This is a genomic window from Myxococcus sp. XM-1-1-1 (assembly GCF_020037095.1).
Taxonomy (GTDB): domain Bacteria; phylum Myxococcota; class Myxococcia; order Myxococcales; family Myxococcaceae; genus Myxococcus; species Myxococcus fulvus.
The window spans coordinates 849,826-875,932 of sequence record NZ_JAIQDH010000002.1 but is presented as its reverse complement, the minus strand read 5'-3'; the positions used below and the strand labels follow the sequence as shown (position 1 = coordinate 875,932).

The following is a 26,107-nucleotide window of genomic DNA, read 5'->3' as shown; positions in this document are numbered from 1 at the left end:
CTTCAGCGCGAGGGGGCGCGCAGCGCGAGGTAGCGCTCGGACGCGGCGAAGCGCAGCAGCTCCACCAGCTCCGGGTCCTGGGAGCGGCGGGAGCGAATCACCGTGACGGCGGGGCCCACGCCGCCGCAGGCCACCAGGCCCGCGCGGTTGGCGGAGTCGCGCGCGGCGTCCGCGAGGGCGGAGGCGTTGAAGTCGCGGGTGCCGGGCTCGAGCAGCTCCAGGGTGCGCTCCAGGGCGCGCGGGGACAGCGCGTCGCGCACGAGCCGCGCGTCGGCGCTGGAGTCCTTGGGGTCCTTGAGGACGGTGGACAACAGGGCGAGGGCGCGCAGGAGCTGGGCGCCCTTGAGCGCGCGCAGGGCGAGCAGGTCCGGGGAGAGGGACAGGAGGGCGCGGCCGGCGTGGAAGCGCAGCTCGGCGGCGGGCAGGGGCTGGCGGATGGCGGCGCGGCCGACGAGCAGGCGCGGCTTGTCGGTGTGGACGGCGGTGAAGGGCGGGCCGTCGTCGTCGGCGAGCACGAGCTCCGGCAGGTTCATCGCGAGGATGCGCGCGGAGGTGTGGAGTGCGTCGAGGACGGCGGGCGCGCCCGGGCCGGCGACGGCGCGCAGGGGCTCGGAGGCGTCCGCGGCGCGGCCCTGGGCGGGGAACAGGCGGCACAGGGCGATGCCGGCGCAGGCGAGCAGCTCGCCCGAGGCGGTGCGCAGGCCCGGGTGACGCAGGCCCGCGCGCTCGTCGCCGGTGAGGGGTGGACGCTGGAGGCGGGGGGCGGGCGTTTCGCGACCGGCGAGGGCCTCGACGATTTCGCGCATGAGGACGGCGCGGGGGGCGTCGCCTCGGGTGTCGAAGAAGTCGGCGAGCTGCTCGTAGGTGGCGGTGTCGAGCGGGCGCTCGCGGAGCTGGCGGAAGACCTCCGGCTCGGTGTCCGAGGCGGGGGCCGGTTCGGGGACGACGATGGGGTTCTCGCGCGTCTCGGCGGCGCCGACGAGCGGAGCGGCGGGCGGCGGGGGCTTCGCGATGAAGGTGCGGCCCGGCGCGGGGCCGGCGGCGGTGCCCTCGGGGCGGTTGGCGCGGTGGACGCGGCGCACGGGGTCCATGCGGCCCGGCGGGGCTTCCCAGGAGATGATGCGCGTCTCGGGCACGGGCGGAGCGTCGAGGTCCATGGCGCCGCCGCTCATCAGGTCGATGGCCCTGCCACCTCGCGGCTGGGGCTCCGGGGGACGCGCGGGGCTCGGGGCTCGGGGCTTCTCGTCTCGGGGCGCGCGGGGCTGCGGATCCGCGCGAGGCGCGGGGGCGCTCTCGCCGAAGACGACCGTGGAGCCCGACGGGGCGGGACGCTCCAGCTCCGGACCGAGCGCGGCGAGACTGTCCTCGCGGGGCGCGGGCTTCTCCACGCGAGCGAGGACCGGGGGCGCGGGTTTCTCCGTGCGCGCACCGGAGGGCGCAGGCTTCGCGGCGCGGGGCGCGGGGTTCTCCCCGCGAGACGCGTTGCCGGACGCGGCGCCGGTGGAGAGCGCGGGCTTCTCCGGGCGAGACGCGTTGCCGGGCGCGGCGCCGGTGGAGAGCGCGGGCTTCTCCGGGCGAGGTGGGTTGCCGGGCGCGGCGCCGGTGGAGAGCGCGGGCTTCTCCGGGCGAGGTGCGTTGCCGGCCGCGGCGCCGGTGGAGAGCGCGGGCTTCTCCGAGCGAGGTGGGTTGCCGTCCGCGATTCCCGCGGACGCAGCAGGTCTCTCCATGCGAGATGCGTTGCCACCAGCGTCTCCCGCGGACGCAGCAGGTCTCTCCGTGCGAGATGCGTTGCCAGGTGCTGCGCCCGCGGATGCAGTTGGCATCTCCGAGCGAGGTGATTTGCCGGCTGCGGCTCCTGAGGACGCAGCAGGATTCTCCGGACGAGGTGCGTTGCCAGATGCGGCCCCCGCGGACGCTGCAGGCTTCTCCGTACGAGCTGCCTTGCCGGATACAGGCCCTGCCGAGGGCGCCGGCTTCTCCGTGCGAGATGCGTTGTCGGGAGCGGCGCCGGTCGATGGAGCGGACCTCTCATTACGAGGCGCGTTGCCGGATACCGCACCTGCGGAGGGGCCAGGCCTCTCCGTGCGAGATGCGCTGCCGGGTGCCGCACCCCTCTCCGTACGAGGCGCGCTGGCGGGCGCACCACCGCTGGGCAGAAGGCCCCTCTCCGCACGAGATGCATTGCCGGGCGCGACATCGGCGGACGCAACGGGCTTCTCCGCGCGAGGCGCGTTGCCAGCCGCTGCACCCTTCTCCGCACGAGGCGCGCTGGCGGGCGAGACACTCGTGGGCGCATGAGTGCGCGGAGAGGAAGCGTTGGCGGACAGCCCGTCGGCGGGCTGCGCGGACTTCCCACCTCGCGGACCCGGGCTGTTCGTACTCGACGGCGTCGCGACGTCGCCGGGTACGCCCCTCTCGCCCCTGGCACTCGGGCTGTTCGCCCCCGGGGGAAGTGCGGACCTCTCGGCTCGTGGTGCGCCGGAGGGAACGGCAGCGGCGCCCGCCTGCGGCTGTGAAGCGGCTGCCCCGGACGCACCACTCGCCGCCGACGGTCCCGTCGTCCTGTCGCCTCGAGGAGGCGCGATGCTCGTCGCCTCGACGCTCCCTTGTCCCGGAGGGACATTCGGGTCGGAGCTCGAGGTGATCTCCTCGGACAGGTCTCCGCCCGCCGCCACGAGCGACGTCGACTTCGCGGGCGAGGGAGCCAACGGAGACCTCGGCCCACTGGACTCGCGGCGAGGCGTCGCGCTGCGGGGCGGCTCGGGCGGCGGCAGCGCCGCTTCCCGCTCCTCACGCGCCAGCCTCAACCCTTCCGCGCGCCGCGCGTAGACCTGCGCCCGCTCCGCGTTGCCGAGCGACTCGCGCCACAGGCGCGCCAGCCGCTCCCACGTCTGCTCGCGTTCGAGCTCGTCCTCGGTCGCGGTGGCCGCATGCTCCAGCGCCCAGGCCGCCTCGCCCTGGTTGCCACGCGCCCACAACCGCTCCACGAGCAGGAGCCACGCCTCCTTGTGCCCCGGCTCGAAACGCACCGCCTGGCGAAGCTCCCCCAGCGCGGCCTCCATCTCCCCGGCGGCCTCCAACGTGGCCACCAGCTCGAGCCGCGCCTGTCGCGCCGCGGGGCCACGTGACTCCCGAGCCAGCTGCGCGCGCAGGAGCTTCCCCAGCGACTGCGTGTCCCCCAGCTCGCGCGCGAGCCACAAGAGCCGCTCCCGAGCCTGCTCACTCTCGGGGTTCTCGGCGAGCACCTCACTCCAGGCCCACTGCGCCAGCTGCGAATCACGCAGCTGCTCCTCGGCGGTGCGCGCGAGCACCCGAAGCGCCTCGGCCCGGTCGGGCGTCCGACGCTGCAATCCCGCGAGCACGGTGCGCAGGCGAGACGCCAGGGAGCGTCTCTCTTCGCCCTCGACACAGAGCAGCAGCCCCGCCAGCGCGGGCACCATCCCCGGCACCAGCGCATCCGCGACCTCGAAGTCCGCACGGGCCTTCTGGAGCTCCCCCATGTGCAGCCAGCGCTCGCCTCGCGTCAGCAGCGCCGTCGCACGCGCCCGCCCGGTCCGCGCTCGCTGGATGGCCTCGTCGAGCGCGCGCCGGACCAGCGAGGCATCATCACGAGAGGACAACAGCCGCACCTGCTCACGAAGCGCGACGCGATCTCCCGTCAGCTCGACGATTTCGCCGTACATGCGCGCGGCGCCCGCGGGGTCCTGGAGCTCGGTCTCCATCACCTCCGCCAGTCGCGTCAGCGCCTCCGCGCGCATCGCCGGGTCCTTCGCCCGGTCCGCGCGCTTCAGGTACAGCTGGGCCAGCTCCTTCCACGCACGACGGGCGATGAACTGGGCCTCCAGCTTCTGGGAGTGCGCCCACTCCTCCGTGTCCTCGCCGTGGACATGCTCGCCCGACCCCGGACGTCCCGAGCGCGGCGGCACCGGGGCGCTGCTGCTTCCCACGGGAGCAGGCGCGGCTCGACCCGCGTTATCGCCGCCCGTGGATGCGCGCCCGAGCGCGGCGAGGAGGTCCGCTAGCGGAACCTCCGTCGTCTCCGAGCGCGGAGCATCCTCGATTCGAGTGGGGCCAGCGCCCCGCGCGGACGGCTCCGTCTCCGCGGGCTGGAGGACGGGAGGCTCCACAACCGACGGGTTCCCCTTCGGGGGTGCGGGCCGCGGCGCAGCCGGCTCCTCGGACGCGTCGTCCCAGGGAACCGAGAGTGCACCCAGGCGGACCGCGGGCATCTCGACCTGGGTCTTCGCGGGCAGGTCGGTCTCGGAGGGCGGAGCCTCCAGCAGCGGACGCGCGGAGCCCTCGATGGCATCCGTCGAGGAATCATCCGGAGCCCAGTTCCGGCCGATGGCGGCCGAACCGCTCGCGTCAAGAGACTGAGGACCCGACGCGCCTCCAGCGCCCTGCTCCGCGTGAATCATTTCCGCAGGATTCCTGAACGACGAAGGTGTCTCCGGACGGATGCTCGGAGCCGCGCGCTCGGTCGGACTCGTGCCCGATGAAGTCTCGGCCGCCGCAAAGCCCAGGCCGACGTGTGCTTCGCTTCCTTCCGCCGAGGCCCCGCTCGCCCCTTCGCCAGCAGACGCATCCGCGCGGTCAGCAGCCAGCGCACTGCCGACCGCCGGGGTCGTACTCGACGAAGCATCGGCAGCCGTATCCGTCGGGCCAACACGCGTCGGGAGCCCGACAGCAGGGACCGCGCCCGACGAACCATCGGGAGCCCCTTCGACGGGGACACCGTTCGTCGTGCCCGACTCTTCGCGAGCTTCATCGCCCAGTGGCAGGGCCAGCACATCGGTACGACTCACACTCGGTTCCGTGCTGGCGAGTGGCGAGGCCGCCACCTCCGTCGGCTCACGCGTCTGCGCGTCCTCTCCCGCCGAAGCCCGAACATCCTCTCCCGCACCAGACTCGGAAGACCGACTGGCCGCGCTCGACGCCTCGACCCGCGACACACCCTCGACCGCCGACGCCTCACCCGTCGTCGCCGAAACCCGCGCGTGCGCCACCGGCTCCGTCGGCGTCACCTCCCATGGCACGGCTCCACCACGCGTGCTCTCCCGAGGCTCGCCCTCCAGCGACCGAGCAGCCCCGGACGTCTCCAATCCCAGGGGCGGTCCCTCCACCTGGAACTCCACCCGCGACAACTCCATCGTCAGCGAGCGCGGCGGCGGCGCCACCGGTGTCACCTTCGGCGCCACGCCCGAGGTGTCCACCACCGTCGCCGCGTGGTAGTCGACCTCGTCCTCCTCCCAGATGGACACGCCCTGCGCGCCCGTCTTCTTCGTCGGCAGCTTCTCCAGCACGCTCCCCACGGGCGCGGCGGCGGGCTTCGTGCTCTTCGCACGGAGCGCCTCCAGGACCCGCCGCGCGCGGCGCTCGTCCGGGAACTCCCACGTCAGCGCGTCGAGCACCGCCACCGCGCGGGTCCCCTGCCCCGTCTTGCGCAACAGGCGCGCGAGCTGTCGGCGCACGGCGAGCCGGACGTCGGCGGACTCGGTGGGCGGCACGGCTTCCAGCAACCCGATGGCAACAGTTTCGGCCCCCGCCAGCCGCCCGAAGCGCACCAGCGCGGCGGCCAGGCGCGGCGTCATCGGCAGGGTGCGGCGGGCGGTCGTCAGCTCCTCGAACGCCCGGGCGGCGGAGCCCTCGCGCAGCCAGCGCGCGGCGGCCCGGAAGTGCCGAGCCACCCCTTCCGCCGCCTCATCCGTCGACCCGACGTCGAGCGTGCCGGCTCGCGGCACCTCCTGTCGGACGGCCGCGGGCTCCGGCGTTCCGGCGCCCTTGCCGTTTCTCACGCCACCCATGGGTGCGGCAGTCTACACAACGATGGCCATCCCGGTTGTCACCGTCCTCCTTCCCGCTCGAAATGCCGAGGCCACCGTGGCCCGCGCCGCCCGGAGCCTGCTCGACGGCACCCTCCAGGACCTCCGGCTGCTGGCCATCGACGACGGCTCCACCGACGCCACCCGCGCCGTCCTGGAGGCCCTGGCCGCCCGGGACTCGCGCGTGGAGGTCCTCACCGGCCAGGGCCGGGGCCTCGTCTCCGCGCTCCACCTGGGCCTCCGGCAAGCCACCTCCCCCTACGTCGCCCGGATGGACGCCGACGACGAGGCCCTGCCCCGGCGCCTCGAGGCCAGCCTCCACGCCCTGGAGGCGGACCCCGGGCTCGCCGGCGTGGGCACCGCCGTGGAGCTCTTCCGGGACGACCAGCCCGTGAGCCCCTCCCTCCAGTCCTATGCGCGGTGGATCAACAGCCTGACCTCCCCCGAGCAGCTCTTCCACGCCCGCTTCATCGAGAGCCCCCTGTGCCACCCGTCCGTCTGCCTGCGCCGCGACGCGCTGACGTCCACCGGCGCCTGGCGGGACGGGGACTTCCCCGAGGACTACGCCCTCTGGTTGGAGCTGCTCGAGCAGGGCCACGCCCTCAAGAACCTGCCCGAGGTCCTCCTGCGCTGGCGCGACAGCCCCGCGCGGCTGACGCGGACGGACCCGCGCTATGGCCTCGAGAGGCTCATGTGGACCAAGGCCCGCTACCTGGTGGCCCGCCGCGGCCCCCTCTCGAAGGCCCGCGTCTGCACGCTCTGGGGCTCGGGCCCGAGCGGCAAGCGGATGACGCGACTGCTCCGTGAGCACGGCGTGGAGGTGCGGCGCTACATCGATGTGCATCCGCGCAAGAAGGGCACCCGGCTCAACGGGATTCCCGTCGTGGGCCCCGAGGAGCTGGGGCCGCCGGGACAGGAGCCGCTCCTCGTCTGCGTCGGCGTGCGCTGGGCCCGCGAGGAGCTGCGTCAGGACCTGGCCCGCCTGGGCTGGGTCGAGGGCCGGGACTTCACCTGCGTGGCCTGAGGCGCGCTACTTCTCGGGCACCGCGCCGCTCGGCACCGCGACGCCCGCGAGGGTGAAGAAGCCCAACAGGTCCTCGGGCACCGGCGCCTCCACCGAGAGCGTCCGCCCCGTGTCCGGATGGGCCAGCTCCAGCGCGTGCGCATGCAACAGGCACCGCGCCGCCTCCGTCCCCGCCGCCCTCGCCGCGCCGCCATAGCGAGCGTCCCCCAGAATCGGTGCCCCCAAGGCCGTCAGGTGCGCGCGCAGCTGATGCGTGCGGCCCGTGTGCGGCAGCAGCTCCACCACGCAGAACTCCGGCCCGGCATACAGCGTGCGGAAGTACGTCAACGCGGGCACCCCGTTGGCGGCCCGGCTCGCCCGCCACCGCCCCGGACGCGACGGGTCCTTGGACAGCGGCAGGTCCACCTTGCCCGACGCGGGCAGCCCCGGCCCCGTGGCCGCCACGTAGCGCTTGCGCGCGCGCCCCTCGCGAAACTCCGCCGCCAGCGCGGACGTCGCCCGCGCCGACTTGCCGAACACCGTCACGCCCGACGTCTCGCGGTCCAACCGGTGCACCAGCCCCGCCTCGCGTCCCAGGTACCGGCTCACCTGGTCCACCAGGTTGCCCCCCACGCGCGCCTCCGTGGGCTGCGCGGGGAGCCCCGCTGGCTTGTCCACCGCGAGCACCTCCGCGTCCTCGTGAAGGACCCGGAACGTGGGGGCCTCCGGCGCCTGGGCCAGCGAGCTCGTCCCACCCTCCTCCAGCACCACCGCCACCACCTGCCCGGACGTCAGCCGCAGCTTCGCGTCGCGGCAGCGCTTGCCGCCCACGTACACGGCGCCCACGTCCACCAGCTCGCGCGCCTGCGCCTCGGACAGTCCGAGCTCCCCGGCCACCGCCTCCGCCACGGCGCGCCCCGCGCCCTCCACCCGGAATGTCCGACGCTTCACTCGCGGCACCTCACTTCCAGTCCGCTCGCTACAGAAAGGCGCGGCCCACCACAAGGCCCACCCGCCAGGTCCACGAGCCACCAGGGCCCCTCACCTGTTCCCCCGGGCGAGCGCGTCCCCTGGTAGCTTGCGCGGCCCCATGGACCGCCCCCTTCACTCGGTGCGTACGCGGCTGGACGACTTCCTCGCCGAGCTGGCCACGCTCCAATATCGCCACGGCGCCGGGCTCTCCTCCGAGCCCCCCAGCCTCCACGCCTCCTTCCCCGAGCTGTCCTCCCCGGACACCTTCATCGCCGCCAACGAGGCGCTCGCCAAGGCCCGCGCCAAGGAGGACCCCCTCGCGGTGCGCCGCATCCAGCTGTTGCGCGAGCTGGTGGCCACCCACGTCGAGGAGGCGCTCGCCGCCCGCGCCGCCCGGGCCGTGGCCGACCTCGAGAGCAAGGCGGTGCTCACCGTCGACGACCAGACCTACGCCTTCACGGAGGCCCTCGGCCGCCTCCCCCGCGAGCCCCGCCGCGCGCGCCGCGCCGGCCTGGAGCGCGCCGTGGGCAACTTCCTCTGGGAGCAGCGCGGCCCCTACGGAGACCGCCGCGACGCCGCCCTCCACGCCGCCGAGCGCCTGGGCGCCACCGACTACCCCACGCTGCGCCAGGACGTCACCGGCATCCCCTACGCCGACCTCGCCAAGGCCGCGGACGAGACGCTCCGGCGCACCGAGGACGCGTACCGCGACGTGCTCGCGTACGTGCTCAAGAAGGTGGACCCGCTGCTCAGGCCCCTGCCCGGCGGCGACGCGCGCCGACACGACGTGCAGGCCGCGCTGCTGGCGCCCTGGATGGACGAGCACCTGCGCCGCGAGGACGCGTGGCCCGCCGTGGTGCGCTGGCTGATGGAGTGGGGCTTCACGCCGCACGCGGACGGCCGCATCCGGCTGGACGAGGAGGACCGCCCCGGCAAGTCCTCGCGCCCCTTCGTCGTCACCGTGCGCGTGCCGGACGACGTCCGCCTGGTGCTCCAGCCGCGCGGCGGACTGGACGCGCTGGGCAGCCTGCTCCACGAGCTGGGCCACGCGCAGCACCGCGCGCACGTGTCCGCGACGCTGCCCATGGAGCTGCGCCGCCTGGGCGACGCGGGCATCACCGAGGCCCACGCCGCCGTCTTCGAGCGCCTGCTGCTCTCCCCCGAGTGGCTCAAGCGCTACCTGGGGCTGGGCGCGGTGCTCGCGCGCGACACGGCGAGGCTGGCCGCGTTCCAGGCCCTGGCCGTGCTTCGGCGCCACTGCGCGAAGCTGTCCTACGAGCTGTCCCTGAGCCAGAAGGGCGCATCCACCGAGCGCGCGGACGAGTACGCCGACGGCCAGCGCCGCGCCCTCTTCGCCGAGCCACATCCCGGCTTCTTCCTGTCCGACGTGGACCCGCAGCTCTACGTGGCGCACTACCTGCGAGCGTGGGCGCTGGAGGCCCGGCTCACCGGGCGCCTCACCGAGCGCTTCAACGAGGACTTCTGGCGCAACCCGCCCGCCGCCGCCTGGTTGAAGGGGCTGTACGCGCGGGGTGGAACGGATGACGCGGAGGGACTGGCCACGGAAATCTCGGGCACGCCGCTGGCGCTGCCCGAGGCGGGAGAGCGCCTCGTGGCCATCCTCAACCGGTAGTGGTGACCGCGCGGGCGACTACTTCTTCTTGCGCAGCGCCCGGACAATCTTGTCCTTCGTCGGGTTGGCGGCCGTCTCGCGAGCACGCGGCGCGGCGGGCGCCGCCGCCTTCGTGGCGGGCGTCTTGGCCGCGGCCCGGGCGCGCATGGCCTTCATCAGCTGCATCTCGATGAAGAGCAGCTCGTCACCCAGCTCCTCGTTGTCCCCTGCGGCGCGCGGCAGCGGAGCCCGCGTGCTGGAAGCGTCGGCGCCGTGCCGCATGCGCAGCACCTTCTCCTCCTCGGCCGACAGCGTGCGCGTCTTCTCCAGCGCCGCCTTGACCTCCTTGGCCGTCACCGTGCTACTCCCGACCTTGCGCTCCATCTCCGCTCCCTTGCTGTACAGCCCACTGAACTTCCGAGCATGTCGGACGCGTCTGGGCCGCAACCGACGAGGATTGTAGAGGACGCAAGAGTCAGCGCAAATTTTCTTCCAACAGGTTGGGCCCGCCCTGTAGCGCGAGGCGCCTACAGGTGCATTCCCAGCCCCAGGAATCCGGACGAGAGCGCCTGTCGCTCCCCGGCGAACGGGGAGCCGGTGGCGGAGAAGTTCTGGTAGCGGGCCTCGGCGGAGAGGAAAAGTCCCCGGCCCAGCTCCACGTCCAGGCCCCCGCACAGCTCCGCCCCCAGTTGGAGGGAGCGCGTCGCCCCCTCCTCCCGGAGCGCGTGGGCCACCATGAAGCTCAGCCCGAGGCCCAGGTAGGGACGGACCCGTCGGGGCCCCGGGGGCGTGATTCGCAGGGACATGGGCGTCGCCTCGGTGAGCTGTCGACTGGAGGCCACGTGGCCGCCCACCTCGAGGAGGGACGCCTCCCGGCGATAGCTCCAGGCCAGTCCCGCGCTGTAGCCCGCCTCGCGCCCGCCCTCCGTGTCCGACAGGACGTAGGCGCCCACCGGGAACACGGTGACGCCCAGGCTCCGGGCAGGGGGCTGCGCCTGGACGCGGGACGCGAGCAGCCCGCAGAGACAGGCCAGGAGGGGGCGGAGACGACGCATGGCCCTGCGGGAGAGCAAGCCACACGCCACGGTGGAACCCGTGTGAAAACAGTGGGTTGAGGCGATTCTGCGTGGCCCTGACGCGGGCGTCCGGGCGGAGCCGTCAGGGCAGGCGGGCGGACGTCGAGACGACGGAGAGGAGGGGCCCCATGACGCGACTGTCCGGGTGCGGCGATCCCCTCGAACCGGGCCCAGGCGGAGGCGTCACCCGCCTCCACGCCCAGGACGTCCAGCGACTTCAAAGGGGCGTCACGGGAAGCCCCGCTCGGGGCGACTCGCCGCCACCATCGTCCTCGGGCGACGAGGACGCCTCACACGGGGCGACTCGCCGCCGCCCCATCCTCGGGCGGCGGGAACGCCCCGCAGCGGGCTACTCGCCGCCGCCCTCGTCCTCGGGCTCCGGCGGAGCCTCACCGGCCGTCGAACCCTTGGCGCCCTCGGGCTTGGCGCGCTCGATGCCGAAGCGGTCCAACGCGTCGGCGATACCCTGCGGCTTGTCCGCGTCGGGCAGGAAGCTCTCGGGAGGCGCCAGCTTCTGGTCCTTGCCCACCTCGGTCAGGGCCGCCTCCAGCGTCATCCGCAGCTCCGCCGCCTCGGGCGTCTTGTCCGACGGCACGCCGATGCGCCCGTCCAGCCGCGCCTTGAGGACCACCGACGTGGCCGCGTCCACCAGCACCTCGCCGTCCAGCGAGCGCGGCAGCCGGTGGGCGAAGAAGTTCCCTCGGCGACGCGTCGTCTCGTCCGCCCCGTTCTTGGGCTGCAGCAGCGCCGGCAGCGGCCGGGAGGCATCCCCTTCCGAGGCGGGAGCCAGCGTCACCTGGTAGCGCCACGCCGTGCGCCCCTCGTAGGTGACCGTGCCCTGGGGCGACAGCTTGAGCCGCCCCTGGAACAGGCTGTCGAAGTCGCGGATGGCGCCGGTCAGCTCCGCGCGGGTGCGCTCGGCCATGCCGCGGTCGCGCAGCCGCTGACGGAACGGGCCATACCGGTTGCGGGCGAACACCTGCCCCGCGATGCGCATCACCTCCAGGCCCTGGTCCCGGGAGTTCTCCAGCACGCCGTGGAAGTCCCCGCTGACCCCGCCCGCGCCCGCGCGGAAGGTGCGCGTCTCCGTGAGCTTCACCGGGTTGGACTCGGCGGAGGTCCACTCGTAGCCCAGGGTGGCCTGGTAGCGGTGGGGCCCCAGCCGCTCGGTCACCTCGGCGGCGTCCATGCCGAGGATGCGGCGCGCCACCTGCGGGTTGTCCGCGACATCCTCCGGGGGCAGCTTCTGCTGGGCGGAGGCCACCACCTTGGGCGGGTCCTCGGGGGAGAAGATGCGGGCCTTGGCCGCCTTGTCGACCGGGTCCGAGCAGCCCGAGGCCGCCAGTGCCACGGCGAGGATGAAGGCGGACTTCTTCGAACGGCTCACGACTCCTCCGGAGGGGGTACCACGGGGGCGGCAAGTTACGTGGCGCGTACAGGAGCGGCAAGCTGCGGCTTGCGTGCGGCCGTGCAAGGGATAGAACGCCCATCTCATGCAGAACCTGCGCGACAAGTTGTTGAAGGCGGGCCTCGTCACCGAGGAACAGTCCAAGAAGGCTGATACGGCGGCCAGCCAGGCGGAAGCCCGGAGGCCCTCGTCCCAGGACGGCGGACGTCCAGGCGGAAACCGTCCCCCACCCCGACGTGATGACCACCGGACATCCGGGGGTCCTCCGGCGCGGAGTGAGGAGCGGCCTCCCCGCGAGGGTGGCGGTCGTCCCGGTGGCGGCGGTGGCAGGCCGGGTGGCGGTCGTCCCGGTGGCGGCGGCTCGTTCCGTCCCAGCGGCGGTGGCGGCGGTGGCTCCTTCCGTCCCAGCGGCCCCCCCCAGCACGGCCGGCCGTCCTCCTCCGCTCCGCCCGAGCGGCCCATCCCGAAGCTGCCCCCCATGCCGGGCTCCAAGGCCTACCAGCGCGCGGAGTCCAAGCGTCAGGTGGAGCTGGACAAGGCGCTGCGCGAGCTGGTGATGGGCTCGCAGGTGGCCCAGGAGCCGGGCGAGACGGCGTTCTACTTCATGACCCGCAAGGGCAAGCTGCGCCGGATGGAGCTGACGCCGGAGCAGGCCAAGCGGCTGGAGGACGGCGAACTCGGCGTGGTGGAGCGTCCGGACCCCGCGCAAATCGAGCACGCGCTGGTGCCGGCCGCGGCGGCCGAGCAGATGTTCGCGCTCTCGAAGAAGGCGGTGCGCTTCCTCAACCGGAAGGACAGCCCCATCGGCTTCATGAACGACGAGGAGCTCAAGGCGCAGCAGGCGGCGGAGGCCGCTGGCACCGCGCCCGAGGTCTCCGACGAGCCCGAGGCCGAGGCCGCCCCCGAGGCGCCCCCCGCCGAGGCCGAGGCGTCCGCCGAGACGCCCAAGCCCGAGGGCGGCGAGAACCAGGGCTGACGTCAGGCCCCCGCGAAGCGCACGAGGCCCTCCCCTCTTCCCAACGGAACGAGGGGAGGTGCCTGGCGCGGAGGCCTTTCAGTCGAACGCGTCGAGGCCGGTGATGGCCTTGCCCAACACCAGCGTGTGCACCTCGTGGGTGCCCTCGTAGGTGAAGACCGATTCGAGATTCAGCATGTGGCGCACGGGCGGGTACGCGTCGGTGATGCCATTGGCGCCGTAGATGCTCCGCGCGACGCGGGCAATCTCCAGCGCGCTCTTCACGTTGTTGCGCTTGGCCAGGCTCACCATGACGGGCGTCACCTTGCCCTCGTCCTTGAGGCGCGCCACGCGCAGGCCCACCAGCTGCGCCTTCACGATGTCCTGGAGCATGTCCGCCAGCTTCTCCTGCGTGAGCTGGTAGCCGGCCACGGGCTTGCCGTGGAACGACGCGCGTGACAGCGCGTACTCGCGAGCCCCCTCGAAGCACGCGATGGCGGCGCCGGTGACGGCGAAGGCGATGCCCAGCCGCGCGTTGTTGAGGCACGACAGCGGACCGCGCAGGCCCACCACGCCGGGCAGCACGTTGCGCGCGGGGACTCGCACGTCCTGGAAGGACAGCTCGCTGGTAATCGACGCGCGCAGGGAGAACTTGCCGGGGATGTCCCGCGCGCTGAAGCCGGGCATGCCCTTCTCCACGAGGAAGCCGCGGACGGACTCGGGGCCGCCGTCGTCCGTCTTCGCCCAGACGATGGCCACGTCGGCGATGGCGCCATTCGTAATCCACGTCTTGGTGCCGTTGAGGACGTAGCCGTCGCCGTCCCTGCGCGCGCGGGTGCGCATGCCGCCGGGGTTGGAGCCGAAGTCGGGCTCGGTGAGGCCGAAGCAGCCGATGCTCCTGCCTCGCGCCATGGCCGGCAGGAAGCGCTCCTTCTGCTCGTCGCTGCCGTACGCGTGGATGGGGAACATGCACAGCGAGCCCTGCACGGACGCGAAGGAGCGCAGCCCCGAGTCACCGCGCTCCAGCTCCTGGAGGATGAGGCCGTAGCTGACGGTGTTCATCCCCGCACAGCCGTGGCCGTGCAGGTTCGCGCCCAGCACGCCCATCTCCGCGAGCTGGGGGATGAGGTGCACGGGGAAGGTGCCGTCGCGGAAGTGTCCGCCGATGATGGGGAGCACCTCGCGGTCCACGAAGGCGGCCACGGTGTCGCGCGCGGCCTTCTCCTCGGGGGACAGCAGGTCGTCGAGCCGGAACAAGTCCGTGATGTCCGCACGTGCCATGGCGCCGTCCTAGTGCCCGCCTCGGGGAGCGTCAAACGGGGCGAGGGCTTGTTGGCACTGACGGGCTGCGAAACGCAGGTGAAGACGTGCCCCTTGTCGACGCCGGGGGCGCTAGGCTCGCGCGCCATGACGACGACCCAGAAGACCGTGGTGGTGACGGGTGCGAGCCGGGGCATCGGCCGCGCCGTGGCGCTGTCCTTCGCGCGTGAGGGCTATCGCGTCTGGGCCCTGGCCCGCGCGGCGGATGCACTCGAGGCGCTCGCGAAGGAGGGCGGCGAGGGCGTCCGGCCGCTCGTCGTGGACGTGGCGAGCGAGGACGCGCTGATGGCCGCGACGAAGACCATCCTCGCGGAGGGCGCGCCCCGGGTGCTGGTGAACAACGCGGGCATCACCGTGTCCGCGCCGCTCACCAAGACGCGCACCGAAGACCTGGCGCGGGTGATGGCCATCAACGTGACGGCGCCCTTCATCCTCTGCCGGGAGCTGATGCCCGCCATGGCCAAGGAGGGCGGCGGCCGCGTCATCAACATCGGCTCCATGGCCGCGGTGCGCGGCATGAAGTACACGTCCGCGTACTGCGCCTCCAAGCACGCCCTCCTGGGCCTGACGCGCGCGCTGGCGGTGGAGTACGCCAAGAAGAACATCACGGTGAATGCGGTGAACCCGGGCTGGGTGGAGACGGACATGTTCTCCAACGCCACGGCGGCCATCACCCAGACGACGGGCCGCAGCGGAGAGCAGGCGCGCGAGGCGCTGGCGTCGATGAACGCCATGGGCCGCATCGTCCAGCCGGAGGAGGTGGCCGCGCTGTGCCTGTTCCTCGCCTCGGACGCCGCGGGCGCCATCACGGGCGCCGCGCACGCCATCGACGGCGGCGAGCTGGGCTGAGCGCCCGCGCCTCGGCCCCTCGTTCACGCACGGGGGCCGTCGCGCCTCACGCGGCCCGCCCGCGCCTCGCCAAGCGGAGCACCACGCCTCCGGTTGCGAGCGGTGGGGGTGAGCCGCTCCTCGTCCCGCCCATCAGCGGCCTCCCGCCTCGACGCACGGAGCAGCCCACAGGGGGGCGAGCCGCTCGACGGGCCTGCGGGCCCCTCAAATCTGGTAGCGGCCGACGATGGCGGAGAGCTCGCCCGACGCGGCGGAGAGCTGGATGGCGGCCTGCTCGCTCTCCGCCATGCGGTCGACAATCTGGTCCGCCACGTCCGCCATGGAGCTGAGCGCGGCGAACAGCTCCGCGATGCCCGCGTCCTGCTGGCGCACGGCGTCCGAGATGCTCTTCACCGTCTGGCCATTGCTCTGGATGATGCCGGCCAGCGAGCGCAGGCTCTCACCCGCCGCGCGCACCTGCTCCAGGCCACCCTCCACCTCGCGCGCGCCGCCCTCGCTGATGCGCACCGCGTCCGAGATGGCCCGGCCGATGTCGCCCAGGATGCCCTGCACCCGCGTCGTCGCGCCCGCGGACTGGTCCGCCAGCGAGCGCATGTTGCGCGCCACCACCGAGAACGCCCGGCCCTGGTCCCCGCTGCGCGCCGCCTCGATGGACGCGTTGAGCGCGAGCACGTTGGACTGGTCCGCCAGGTCCTTCACCGTGCGGGTGATGTCGCCCACCAGCCGCGTGCGCTGATGCAGCTCGGAGATGGTGCGGCCGATCTGCTCGACATGCGAGCGGATGTGCGTGAGCCCGCCCACGCTGCCGGACACCGCCGCCTCGCCCGCCTGACCGAAGCCGCTCGCCTTCTCCGCCTCGCGCTGAATCGTCTCCACCCGCTTCGCCGCCGCGCGCGAGCTCTCCTGGAGCTGCTGCGCCGCCAGCTGCGTCTCGTGCAGCGCCACCGCCTGCTGGGACACCGCCTCGTTCTGCACCGTCGCGGAGTCGGTGAGCTGCGACGCCGCGGCCTCCAGCTGCTCCGCCGAGCCCTTCAGCGCCATCAGCAGCGAGCGCAGCTGCACCATCATCTCCGCGAAGGACGACGCCAGCTGACCAATCTCATCCCGCGAGTGCACCTCCAGCGTGCCCCGGAAGTCGCCCTCCGCCACCACCCGCGCCGCCGCCGCCGTCAGCTCCCGCAAGGGGCCCGTCATCCGCCGCACCAACAGGAAGATGATGCCGCCGGCCGCCAGCGCCGTGAACAACCCCAACCCGACGATGAGCACCACCGCCGTGGTGAAGCGCGACGCCTCCGTGCTCTCGTCCCGCGCGAGCACCAGCTCCAGCCCCGCGCCCACCGGCTGACGCGCCACGCGGAAGCTCACGTCCTCCACCTCCACCCGTCCCTCCCCCTCCGCCGCGTCCACCGCCGCCAGCAACGCCTCCGGCGACACCGTGTCCACCGAGCGCGCCACCAGCCGCGAGCCCGCGTGCAGCACCAGCTCCACGCCCCGCTGGTTGCGCAGGTCCTTCAGCGGCGCGTCGTCGAACCGGCTGCCGAGCACCAGGTGCCCCACGCCGCGCCCGTCCACCTCCACCGGCCGGGACACCGCCCAGTACGGCGTCTCCCCCACGAACAGCACGCCCGGCGTGCCGGACTTCACCATCCCCACGAGCGCGGGCAGCGCGCCCGCGTACGAGCCCGCGACGAGCTCACCCTCGGGCCGGGTGATGAGCAAGAGCTCCACCGACACCAGCGCCTGCTGCTCCTTGGCGAAGGCCTGGAGCGCGGCGGAGTCCAACGTGGGCCCGGACAACAACTCCCGCAGCCGGGCGTTCGCCGCGGCGCTGCGCAGGAGGACCCGCAGCGTGCGGCCCTCCTGGGCCACCAGCCGGCTCCAGGCGGACTCGTCCTGGGTGAGGGAATGCGCCAGCTCCGTGTCCATCCGGGAGCGCAGCACGACGCCCGTGAACGTCACGCACAGCGCGGTGAGGACCAGGATGACCAGCGTGATGGCGGCGGTCAGACGAGCGGCGAGGCTGTGCGTCATGCGCTGCGATGTCGGACGAGAGGGGGAAGGGCCCCGGATGGGAGCGCCACCGGGAGGGCCCACCCTACCGCAACATCCGGGGATTTCGCAGTAAGGCGAGGATGACCCGGGAGCCCCCGGTTGACCCTCCCACCTTCACTGACGTGTTCTCACGCGTCGGCCACGCGCAGGACGACGGCGGTGATGTTGTCCTTGCCCCCCGCCTCGAAGGCATCCGCCACCAGCGCGTCGCAGACCTCACGCGCCGAGGACAGACACAGCCTGCGAGTCAGCCCCTCCAGGCCCAGCGGCTCGTAGAGGCCATCCGAGCACAGGAGGAAGACGTCGCCGGGCTGGGCATGCAGCCGCTGGAGCGTGGGCTCCGCGTTGTCGGTGCCCAGCGCCCGGGTGATGAGGTGCCGCCAGTTGGAGGCGCCGCCGGGGGGCTCCATGCCCACGTCGCGCAGCTCCTCGATGAACGAGTGGTCGCGGGTGAGCGACTCCAGCTGGCCACCCCGCAGGCGGTACAGGCGGCTGTCGCCGACGTGCACCACCGCCGCGCCGTCCCGCCCCACCGCGAGCGCCACCACCGTGGAGGCCATCTCCGCCAGCCGGCCCACCCGCTGAGCCCGCAGGTTGGCCTGGGCGAGCTGTGAGCACGCCGCCAACAGGTTCTCCTCGCGCGTGCGCCGGGGGTCGGCCACCTCCGGCCACGCCGCCTCGTGCTCCCGCTCCCATCGCTGGCCCAGGCCCGCGAACGTATCCACCACACAGCGGCTGGCGACCTCGCCGCCCTCCTGCCCACCCAGCCCATCCGCCACCACGTACAACCCCAGCTCCGGCAGGACACAGTAGGAGTCCTCGTTGTGGGGCCGGCGACCGATATGGGTCTGTCCCGCGCTCTCGAAACGCAGCATGACACCGCCTCCTCGGGCCCTCCCCCAGCAAGCGGGAGGCCAGCGCCCATCCCCAGGTGGGCACCCACTACGGATACCTCTCTTTGTGTGACGGCTGGGACCTGAGTGCCAGGGGACCTCGGCGCGCGCCCCGCACTCGTTCGCTGGCGGACGTTGCAAGCGCCCGGGGCTCGCGATTGTTGACCAGCCCAAGGGGGGTGCACCCCCCAGGTGATGGGCGCGCTCCCCCCGTCCCCTGGCAACTTCTCCGTGGGAGAACCGACAATATGGATGCAGCCCGTCGTGCGTCCCGGGAGGTGACAGATGACATCCATCCGCCGACTGTCCTCGAGCATCCTGTCGTCCCTGCGGCGCACGTCGCTGGACGCGGACGTGGGCTCCGTGGCGCCCACGAAGCCTGGCGAGTCGCTCGAGGCCGTGGAGAAGGTGCGCCGGGGGTTCTCCGACGAGAGCGACTTCCAGGTGGACGGCGCGGACGGCGCCGACGCGCTCCTCGCCTCGCTGGAGTCGGCGGACATGGAGCCGGGCGACACGCGCGAGCTGGACCACGCCGCCCTGCGCGTCTTCTCCGGGGAGAGTTCCTTCGAGGCCGCCGCGCCCCGCTACGCGCAGCGCCTGGGCTCGCAGCTTCCCTCGTCGCTGGGCGCGCCTCGCGACTCGGGCAACGCGGTGGGGCCGTCGTCGCGTCGCGGGGGCGCGAGCGTGCCGGATGCCTCGGACATCCTGTCGCCGGACGAGGCCGCGTGGGAGCTGCAGAACCTGGACACGTCCTCGCCCAGCGTGGATGCGCCGGAGGATCTGCTCTCCATGCTGGACCCGCCGGGCAACGCGTGGGGGCCGGTGCACCCGGCGCTCGACCTGCACATGGACGGGTTCGAGGACGCGGTGGGCGGCGCGGATGGACTGGACGCGGGGAGGTACGCGGCCGCGGAGTGGATGGACGCGTCGGTGCGTCCGGCGGGGCCGAGCGAGTTCCTCGCGGACCTGGATGACCTGGGCGACATGGTGCCGGAGGACATCGGCCCGGGGGACGCGGCGCTCGCGGGCGTCATGGGCTCGCTCGCGGCGAACCCCGCGGCGGCCAGCGTGCCCGTCAGCGCGGCGATGAGCGCGCAGGGCGTGGACGTGGTGGCGGAGTCGGTGGAGCTCCAGCCGGACGCGCAGCCCGTCGACACGGCGACGTCGCTTGATTCGTTTGCCTCGCCGGGCGTCGTCACCGAGGCCTCGGCCGAGGCGCTCTCGCAGCAGGTGGCGTCGCTCACGGAGCAGTCGGTCTTCGTCGAGCCCGCCGTGGCCCAGGCCGACCTCCCGGGCGAGCCCTCCGCCTCCGAGCGCGGCACGGAGCCGACCTCGACCTGAAGCTCGCGAACCGCCGCGTCACGCGCGGCCTCGAGCCCACCGGGCCGCTGGCGACGCCTGCCGTGCGTGGCAGGCCCGTCCCTCCCTCAAGGCCGCTTCTCGCTCGGCTCCTCGAAGGTGGCGTCGTACTCCCGCTGGGCCTCGTCCACCTGGCGCTGGTACTCGTCGATGTAGCGCAGGCGCTGCTCACCCTGCCACTCCGAGGGAGAGAACACGGACGACGGATACACCTGGGTGGTGTGCAGATAGCCACGCTTCGTGGCCATCAGCTCGCGGTCCGGGTCTCCGGACTCCTTGAGCAGGAAGCCCTCCACGTCGCGCAGCTGCAGCGGGAACGTGGGCGCGTCGTCGAGCACGAGCTTGCCGAAGACGGTCAGCTTCACCTCCCGCGCACCCTCTTTCAGCTCCTCGTTGAAGGACACGTGCGCGAAGGGCTCGCCGCTCTCGTCGTCCAGACGACCGGCGACGACGTACCGCCCCGCCTTGCGCACGTCGATGCCCAGGTACAAGGACAGCGAGCCATCCTCCACCACCTCGCGCACCTTGCCCGTGAGCACCGCGGGCGGCGTCGGCGTGTAGAGGATGTCCAGGAACGCCGACCCCTCCGCGCGCCCCGAGCGCACCTGCACGTCCACGCGCAGCGTGCCCGAGTACAGCGGGAAGCCCTGCTTCGACGGCTGGAAGCGCCCGGTGAAGACACCATCCCCCGCGAGCGCGTCACCCGCCGCGCCGTCGTCCGTGAAGGCCACCGGCACCGCGGGCATGCCCCCCGCGCCCGGCATGTGGTCGGCCTCGCGCGCGGTGGCGGACAGCACCTCGCACGGCCTCGGCGCGCGGTGCGCGTCCTCACAGGACACGGAGAAGAGCACCACCTCGTCACCCACCACGAACACCCGGTCCTGCTTGAGCCGCAGCTGCACGTCGGTGTGCTCGCGGCTCAGCGGACGCGTGCGCTCCGGCTCGGCGAGCACCACCTGGTCCGGATGGTCGCGGATGGAGCGGGACTGCGGCGGATATCGCGTGGAGGCCACGTACGACTCCAGCGTCTCCTTCGCCCGCGCCAGTCGCTCGGCCCACAGCTCCCGCCGGGCCAGGCGCTCGCGCTGCTCCAGGTTCACCACCGACACGTGCGTGCCCTGCGCATTCGGCGACGGCCCCTGTGCCAGCCCCACGCCGTCACCGATGCGCTCCATCCTGGACGCGGGGCCGGCCGGCGAGCCCCTCCAGGCGGCTTGCGCAGTGGCGGACGCCACGTCGGCGTCCCCCTGCCCGGACCTCACGCTCCATCGCCACCACGCCGCGCCTCCGAGCGCCAACGCAATCACCACGAAGCCCCCCCCGAGACGGCGCGGGAGGGAGACACGAGCGGACTCAGGGCGGGCGGGCATCATGCGTGCTTCGCGGCGACGTCCCTACTTCGCTTCCGCCACGACGGCCTCGCGAACCTTGGCGACGATGCCGCCCCAGTTCCCGTTGGCGTAGTGATTGAACGACTCGCCGTCGTCCCGCAGCTTCACGTCGTGGTTGAGCCACTTGGCCAGGCCGTTGCTCGTCTTCCCCGTGCCCGTGGTCAGCGTGCCGCCGCAGAACCAGTCACCGGGGTTGCACAGCGAGCTGCCGGCGCTGCCCGACACGCCGCCCGTCGAGTGGTACGCCACCGCCTCGTCGTCCTGGCCCGGCAGGAGCCCCGAGTACAGCGTGCCCTTGGAGGCCGCGTACATGTAGAACTTCACGTCCGCCGTGACGTTGTGGTTGTACATCGTGCGCGCCGTGGTGGTGACCAGGTCGCTCACCAGCGGCTCGCTCACCGCCCACTCGCCCAGGTCCGCCAGCTCGCTGCCGCCGCCGGCGCCGGACGCCACGCGCACCGAGCGGATGTTCCAGCCCGTCTGGGTGGAGCCGTCCGTGTTGCCACACACGCCGCTCGCGTTGGGCGACGCGTTCTTCTTGGTGCGCTGGCTCGTCCCATACATGGCGAGCGCATAGCCAATCTGCAAATCACCCGCGCTGTGCACGGCGATGTAGCACCAGTTGTTGCCCGTGCAGAAGCAGTCGAGCGCGTCGCGGATGCGCGCGTTCTGCCCGCCGATGCGCTCCTTGCCGTTCCAGTTCACCGCCTTCTTGTTCACGCCCGCCGCGGTGCCGGCCGGTCCCCAGTAGCTGAAGTCGGCGTAGTTGCCCGCCTGCGTGGTTCCACCGTTGCGTCCGTGAATCCACAGCGTGTAGTCGGTCGCGAAGGCCTGCGTACCGAACAACAGCGTTGCTGCGGCAACCGCCGTACCCATCAGCTTCTTCATCGTGGAACGCCTCCGGCTCGGAGTGGGGGAGCTGCCCGTCGGGTGGGGGACCGGACAGGGGAGCGTCCACTCTAGAGTCTCGGGGTGTAAAAGGTCGAGAACACGGAAACCGTGAACCCGGCGCAAAACCTGACGCACTGCGTCGCCCTCTGTCACACGTGTGTTGCCTCACCGGGTGTCGGAGACGAAGCGCTCCAGGCGTGACAGGGCTTCGGGCAGGCTGGTGCGCCCCAGGCCGAGACGGAAGTGATTGCCCGGGAAGTCATAGACGTCTCCGGGGAGCAGCAGCACGCCCTCGCGCTGGACGAGCGCGTCGGTGAAGTGCGCCACGGGCTGTTCGCGGAGCAGCCGCGGGAAGGCCACGCTGCCGGCGCGCGGACGCACCCAGTGGAACGTGTCCGCGTGGCGCGCGAAGAAGTCGTCCAGCAGGGCCAGGTTCGAGGCGAGCAGCGCGCGGCTCCGCGCCAGCACGCGCTCCTTGGCGCGCAGGGCGATGAGGGAGAGCACCTCGCTGGGGGCGCTGTTGCAGATGGTCGTGTAGTCCTTGTACGCCATGCACCGGCGCAGCACGTCCACGTCGCGGCAGGCGAGCCACCCCACGCGAAGCCCCGCGAGGCCGAAGGCCTTGGACATGACGCCCAGGCTGAAGGCGCGCGGCGACAGCGACACGGCCGCGGGCAGCCGCGCCGACGCGTCGTGCTCCAGCAGCCGGTACACCTCGTCGGAGAGCAGGTGGATGCCGCGCTCGTCGCACAGCGCGCACAGCGCCTGGAACGTGGCCAGGTCCGGCAGCGCGCCGGTGGGGTTGTGGGGGAAGTTCACCACCACCAGCTTCGTGCTCGGCGTGAGCGCGCGGCGAAGCGCCTCCACGTCGAACGCCCAGCCATCTTCCTCGCGCAGGGGCAGCAGCGTCACGTCGGCGCCGGTGGCGCGCGCCACCTCGTACAGGGACTGGTAGCCCGGCCAGGTGACGACGGCGTGGTCGCCTGGACCCAAGAGCACGTTCATCAGGATGAACACCGCCTCCTCGGCGCCCGCGAAGGTCAGCACCTCGTCCGACGACAGGCCCGGGTAGAGCGTGGCGATTTCGTCGCGCAGCGCGGGCAGCCCCGGGGCCTCCGTGTAGCCGAGCGTGAGCGCCTCCCAGCGCCCCAGCGCGTCCGGGTCGGCGAGCGCCAGCAGCTCCTTCATCTTCCAGCCCTCGATGTCGGAGGAGCACAGCGTGTAGGGCGCGGCGAACTCCCAGCGCGCGAAGTACCGCTCCAGCTTGAAATCGGGGATGCGCATGAGAGCGACTGTCTGCCCTCTCGGAGGGCCTGCCGTCCAGCGACAGCCGCTCCGGACGTTCTGCTCCGGGCAGGCGGCCGGCACCCCGGTCCGGGCGGGCGTTGGGGGATGCATAGCTTGAGGAGCGTCCCTCAAGTCCCAGCCCCTTTCGCGGGAGCCCGTATGCCCACGCATGACATTCCCCTCACCCTGTTGGACCCGGATGGCGGGTGGATCAACGCGCCCGTCCACGTCTCGGAGCTGGACGAGCTGCCGGTGCTCCTCCACTTCTTCTCGCTGGCCGAGGACGCGGACGCCAACGACTTCGCGTCCCTGCAGCGCTTCCTCGCGGAGTTCGGTCCGCGCGGGCTGAAGGTCATCGGCGTGGACGTCACCCACTCCGCCAGCGAGCTGCGCGACACCAACGCGGTGGAGGCCTTCGCGCGCGAGCACGGGCTGGTCTACCCCATCGCCGTGGATGACGGCTCCATGGCCCGCGCGTACGGCGTGAAGCAGACGCCCGCGTGGCTCGTCTTCGACGCGGACGGGCGGCTGCGCCACCACCTGTGCGGCAAGGACGCGGCCCGGCGCGTGCGCCCGCTGCTCGAGCGCTTCACCCAGTACGACACCTCGGCCGCGGCTCCCGCGCCCTGAAGGCTTCCCGGAGGTCACCTCATGGCGGACTGGCGCAAGAACAGGACGGCGGCGCGCTTCACCCCCGGCACGCTGGCGGCGGCCGGCATCGGCGCGGCGCTGGGGCTGCGCGGGCTCCTCAGACGCCCGCGCTATTCATTCGAGGGGCGCACGGTGCTCGTCACCGGCGGCTCGCGCGGGCTGGGGCTGGTGCTCTGCCGCCAGCTGGTGCGCGAGGGCGCGCGCGTGGCGCTGTGCGGCCGCGACACGCAGTCCCTGGAGCGGGCGCTCGAGGAGCTGGAGCGCGAGGGCGGCGAGGTGCTCGCGCTGCCGTGCGACGTGCGCGACTCCGTGCAGGTGGAGGCGATGGTGGGCGCGGTGCTGGAGCACTGGGGCGCGGTGGACGTGCTCATCAACAACGCGGGCACCATCCAGGTGGGGCCGATGGAGTCCATGACGGTGGAGGACTTCGAGGACGCGGTGGACACGCACCTGTGGGGCCCCCTGTACACGACGCTCGCGGTGCTGCCCGCGATGAAGCAGCGGCGCGAGGGGCGCATCGTCAACATCGCCTCCGTGGGCGGCAGGCTCAGTGTGCCGCACCTGTTGCCCTACTCCGCCAGCAAGTTCGCGCTGGTGGGCCTGTCGGATGGACTGCGCGCGGAGCTGCGCCAGGACGGCATCCGGGTCACCACCGTGTGCCCGGGCCTCATGCGCACCGGCAGCCCGCTCAACGCGCGCTTCAAGGGCCAGCACGAGGCGGAGTACGCGTGGTTCTCCATCAGCGACTCGCTGCCCGGCGTCTCCGTGAGCGCCGAGCGCTCCGCGCGCATCATCCTGGACGGCTGCCGTCGGGGCGACGCGGAGGTGCTGGTGGGCGCGGCCGCGAAGCTGGGCGCGGTGGGCCGCGCGCTCGCGCCCGAGCTCACCGCCACGCTGCTCGCCTGGGCCAACCGGCTGCTCCCGCAGAGCAGCAGCCAGGACGCGCACCGAGGCGTCGACAGCCAGACGCCCCTCACCCGCTCCTGGCTCACCGAGCTGTCGCGCAGGGCCGCGGAGCGCAACAACAACCAGGACGTGCCCCTGCACTGACAGGGGCGCCGCGCGGGGCGTCAGTCCTGGGCCATCTCCATGGCCCAGTGCCCCCGGTGCTCGTACGCCAGGGCGAGCTGCTCCTCGAGCGCGGTGAGCATCTTCGTGTTGCCCTCCTGCTCGTAGCCCTGGAGCGCCTGCTGGCAGCGCGGCACGCGCGAAAGGAACTCCTTGAGCGCGTCCACCGTCAGCGTCTTCACGTACATCCCGTACCCCAGCTTCTCCAGGTACAGGGCGTTGATGATCTGCTCGAACTGGCCCTCCAGCGGGATGCTCAGCACGGGCTTGCGCAGGTAGACGGCCTCGCTCATCAGCGTGAAGCCGCCGCTGGCGACCACGCCGCGGGAGGTGCGCAAGTCGTCGATGAAGCCCTTCTCGCTGAACGGCCGGTACGTGAGGTTGGCGTCCACCAGGTCCTCGGTGAGGTCCCTTCGCAGCCCGTACACGCGGCAGGGGATGCCCGCGGCCTTGAGGATGTCCGGCAGCGCGGTGTTGGTGGTGGACGTCTGGTAGACGAGCAGGTGCTCGCCGGGCTCCGACCTCGCCTCGATGATTTCGGGCCGCAGGATCGACGGGGCCAGCGTGGTGCGGCGCTTGCGCACGGGCGGGTAGAAGAACGTCGTCACCAGGTAGTGGAAGGCGCCCGGCAGCTTCGCCTTCACGATGGCGCGCGAGGTCTCGAAGCTGTCCTCGTACCCGGCCAGCAGCGACGGCTCGTGCTGACAGCGGTTGATGACCTGCATGTTGTCCACGCTGATGACGGGCAGCCGGTGGGTGCGCGCGAACAGGTAGCTGAAGGACTCGAAGTCGCTGACGACGACGTCGGGCTTGAAGTCGTCCACCAGCTCGAAGTACTGGCGCACGTTCTGCGGCCAGCCCTTCACCGCGCCGGTGAGGTTCTGCAGCACCGTCTGCCACTTCTTCACCGAGTTGCCCTCGTACGCCAGGGTCAACCCCCAGATGCCGTGCACGTTCTGGAAGCGCCTGGCCAGGTAGTCCTGGGCCCGCCCGGAGACGACGATGTGGACCTCGTGCTTCTTCGTGAGCTCCTCGAGGAGCACGCGTGAGCGCGTCGCATGGCCCATGCCTTCGCCGACGACACCGTAGAGGATTCGCATGGTGCGCGAGCATACGCGGCCTGCCCCTCGCCCGTTGAGCCCGCCCGCCGCTCGCGGCTATAGCTACCCTCCCACCATGCCCTCCGCTCCGCCGCCCCCTCCCAAGCCCTCGCTGCCGCGCGCCGCCGCGCTGGGGCTGGCCGGAGGGCTGCTCCTCGGGGGCCTGGGCCTCCTCGCCGCGGGTCTCAGGGGACTGTTCGGCACGCTGGAGTGCGCGGGGCTGTCCGGCCCCGAGTGCGAGCTGCTCCAGCAGGCCACGCACGAGCTGGGCCGCTTCCAGAGCCTCGCGGGCGGCGCCCTCGTCGCCCTGGGCAGCGCCCTCTTCGTCCTGGTGCGTCGTCGCCCGCCCGTCCCGCCCCAGGCGCCCTGAGCACCAGCCCTCCGGGGCCCTCGTCCTT

At 72.8% G+C, this 26,107-nt stretch carries 20 protein-coding genes; 8 read left to right on the top strand and 12 right to left on the bottom strand.

The features are described 5' to 3' along the window. Positions 1-2: 2 nt before the first annotated feature. Entirely contained in the window at positions 3-5,804 is a 5,802-nt protein-coding gene (locus K8640_RS07545; protein WP_223746438.1) for a hypothetical protein, read from the bottom strand. Here K8640_RS07545 and K8640_RS07540 point away from each other — a divergent pair. After that, a complete protein-coding gene (locus tag K8640_RS07540; RefSeq protein WP_370640320.1) occupies positions 5,803-6,846 on the top strand; it encodes a glycosyltransferase in 1,044 nt (347 codons plus the stop codon). The two genes, K8640_RS07545 and K8640_RS07540, sit on opposite strands and share 2 nt — an antisense overlap. A gap of 6 nt (positions 6,847-6,852) precedes the next feature. Here the strand turns inward: K8640_RS07540 and K8640_RS07535 are convergent, their stop codons facing one another. Then, positions 6,853-7,776, bottom strand: a complete 924-nt coding sequence (locus K8640_RS07535; RefSeq protein WP_223746436.1) for an RluA family pseudouridine synthase — start codon at positions 7,774-7,776, stop codon at positions 6,853-6,855. A gap of 139 nt (positions 7,777-7,915) precedes the next feature. Here K8640_RS07535 and K8640_RS07530 point away from each other — a divergent pair, with 139 nt between their 5' ends. After that, complete coding sequence (locus K8640_RS07530) at positions 7,916-9,430, top strand: peptidase M3 (RefSeq protein ID WP_223746435.1); 1,515 nt, start codon at positions 7,916-7,918, stop codon at positions 9,428-9,430. Between the two features lie 18 nt (positions 9,431-9,448). On the opposite strand, the gene K8640_RS07525 is transcribed toward K8640_RS07530, so the two are convergent. The 3 genes from K8640_RS07525 to K8640_RS07515 all read right to left on the bottom strand — a co-directional run bounded on the left by K8640_RS07525 (position 9,449) and on the right by K8640_RS07515 (position 11,872). Then, complete coding sequence (locus K8640_RS07525) at positions 9,449-9,793, bottom strand: hypothetical protein (RefSeq protein WP_046711509.1); 345 nt, start codon at positions 9,791-9,793, stop codon at positions 9,449-9,451. Between the two features lie 143 nt (positions 9,794-9,936). Further along, on the bottom strand, positions 9,937-10,464 hold the full coding sequence (locus tag K8640_RS07520; protein ID WP_141332550.1) for a hypothetical protein: 528 nt from the start codon (positions 10,462-10,464) through the stop codon (positions 9,937-9,939). Positions 10,465-10,834: 370 nt separating this feature from the next. After that, positions 10,835-11,872 (bottom strand): hypothetical protein, encoded by a 1,038-nt coding sequence (locus K8640_RS07515; RefSeq protein ID WP_141332551.1) that lies wholly within the window; start codon positions 11,870-11,872, stop codon positions 10,835-10,837. Between the two features lie 499 nt (positions 11,873-12,371). On the opposite strand from K8640_RS07515, the gene K8640_RS07510 reads away from it, so the two are divergent. Beyond that, entirely contained in the window at positions 12,372-12,869 is a 498-nt protein-coding gene (locus K8640_RS07510) for a DUF2058 family protein (RefSeq protein ID WP_223746434.1), read from the top strand. Between the two features lie 78 nt (positions 12,870-12,947). Here K8640_RS07510 and K8640_RS07505 read toward each other — a convergent pair whose 3' ends face one another. Beyond that, on the bottom strand, positions 12,948-14,129 hold the full coding sequence (locus tag K8640_RS07505) for an acyl-CoA dehydrogenase family protein (protein WP_223746433.1): 1,182 nt from the start codon (positions 14,127-14,129) through the stop codon (positions 12,948-12,950). Positions 14,130-14,255: 126 nt separating this feature from the next. Here K8640_RS07505 and K8640_RS07500 point away from each other — a divergent pair, with 126 nt between their 5' ends. Next, on the top strand, positions 14,256-15,017 hold the full coding sequence (locus K8640_RS07500; RefSeq protein WP_223746432.1) for an SDR family NAD(P)-dependent oxidoreductase: 762 nt from the start codon (positions 14,256-14,258) through the stop codon (positions 15,015-15,017). Between the two features lie 204 nt (positions 15,018-15,221). Here the strand turns inward: K8640_RS07500 and K8640_RS07495 are convergent, their stop codons facing one another. Both K8640_RS07495 and K8640_RS07490 read right to left on the bottom strand, forming a co-directional pair. After that, the gene (locus K8640_RS07495) at positions 15,222-17,048 is read right to left on the bottom strand and encodes a methyl-accepting chemotaxis protein (RefSeq protein ID WP_223746431.1); all 1,827 of its coding nucleotides are present in this window, start codon (positions 17,046-17,048) and stop codon (positions 15,222-15,224) included. A 149-nt stretch (positions 17,049-17,197) separates the two neighbouring features. Then, complete coding sequence (locus K8640_RS07490; RefSeq protein WP_194869534.1) at positions 17,198-17,944, bottom strand: PP2C family serine/threonine-protein phosphatase; 747 nt, start codon at positions 17,942-17,944, stop codon at positions 17,198-17,200. Between the two features lie 303 nt (positions 17,945-18,247). On the opposite strand from K8640_RS07490, the gene K8640_RS07485 reads away from it, so the two are divergent. Then, entirely contained in the window at positions 18,248-19,303 is a 1,056-nt protein-coding gene (locus tag K8640_RS07485; protein ID WP_223746430.1) for a hypothetical protein, read from the top strand. Positions 19,304-19,389: 86 nt separating this feature from the next. Here the strand turns inward: K8640_RS07485 and K8640_RS07480 are convergent, their stop codons facing one another. The 3 genes from K8640_RS07480 to K8640_RS07470 form a co-directional block, all read right to left on the bottom strand. Continuing rightward, on the bottom strand, positions 19,390-20,694 hold the full coding sequence (locus tag K8640_RS07480) for a choice-of-anchor X domain-containing protein (protein WP_370640319.1): 1,305 nt from the start codon (positions 20,692-20,694) through the stop codon (positions 19,390-19,392). Positions 20,695-20,715: 21 nt separating this feature from the next. After that, positions 20,716-21,600, bottom strand: a complete 885-nt coding sequence (locus K8640_RS07475; RefSeq protein WP_223746429.1) for a hypothetical protein — start codon at positions 21,598-21,600, stop codon at positions 20,716-20,718. Between the two features lie 168 nt (positions 21,601-21,768). Then, the gene (locus K8640_RS07470) at positions 21,769-22,887 is read right to left on the bottom strand and encodes an aminotransferase class I/II-fold pyridoxal phosphate-dependent enzyme (protein ID WP_223746428.1); all 1,119 of its coding nucleotides are present in this window, start codon (positions 22,885-22,887) and stop codon (positions 21,769-21,771) included. Positions 22,888-23,049: 162 nt separating this feature from the next. Between K8640_RS07470 and K8640_RS07465 the strand changes: the two genes are divergently transcribed. Both K8640_RS07465 and K8640_RS07460 read left to right on the top strand, forming a co-directional pair. Beyond that, positions 23,050-23,520, top strand: a complete 471-nt coding sequence (locus K8640_RS07465) for a TlpA disulfide reductase family protein (RefSeq protein ID WP_141332529.1) — start codon at positions 23,050-23,052, stop codon at positions 23,518-23,520. A gap of 21 nt (positions 23,521-23,541) precedes the next feature. Beyond that, positions 23,542-24,591: an SDR family oxidoreductase gene (locus K8640_RS07460; RefSeq protein ID WP_223746427.1), complete on the top strand. Its 1,050-nt coding sequence runs from the start codon at positions 23,542-23,544 to the stop codon at positions 24,589-24,591. Between the two features lie 20 nt (positions 24,592-24,611). Here the strand turns inward: K8640_RS07460 and K8640_RS07455 are convergent, their stop codons facing one another. Further along, a complete protein-coding gene (locus K8640_RS07455; RefSeq protein WP_223746426.1) occupies positions 24,612-25,709 on the bottom strand; it encodes an MJ1255/VC2487 family glycosyltransferase in 1,098 nt (365 codons plus the stop codon). Between K8640_RS07455 and K8640_RS07450 the strand changes: the two genes are divergently transcribed. Beyond that, positions 25,708-26,079, top strand: a complete 372-nt coding sequence (locus K8640_RS07450; protein ID WP_223746425.1) for a hypothetical protein — start codon at positions 25,708-25,710, stop codon at positions 26,077-26,079. The genes K8640_RS07455 and K8640_RS07450 overlap by 2 nt on opposite strands. The last annotated feature ends 28 nt before the right edge of the window (positions 26,080-26,107 follow it).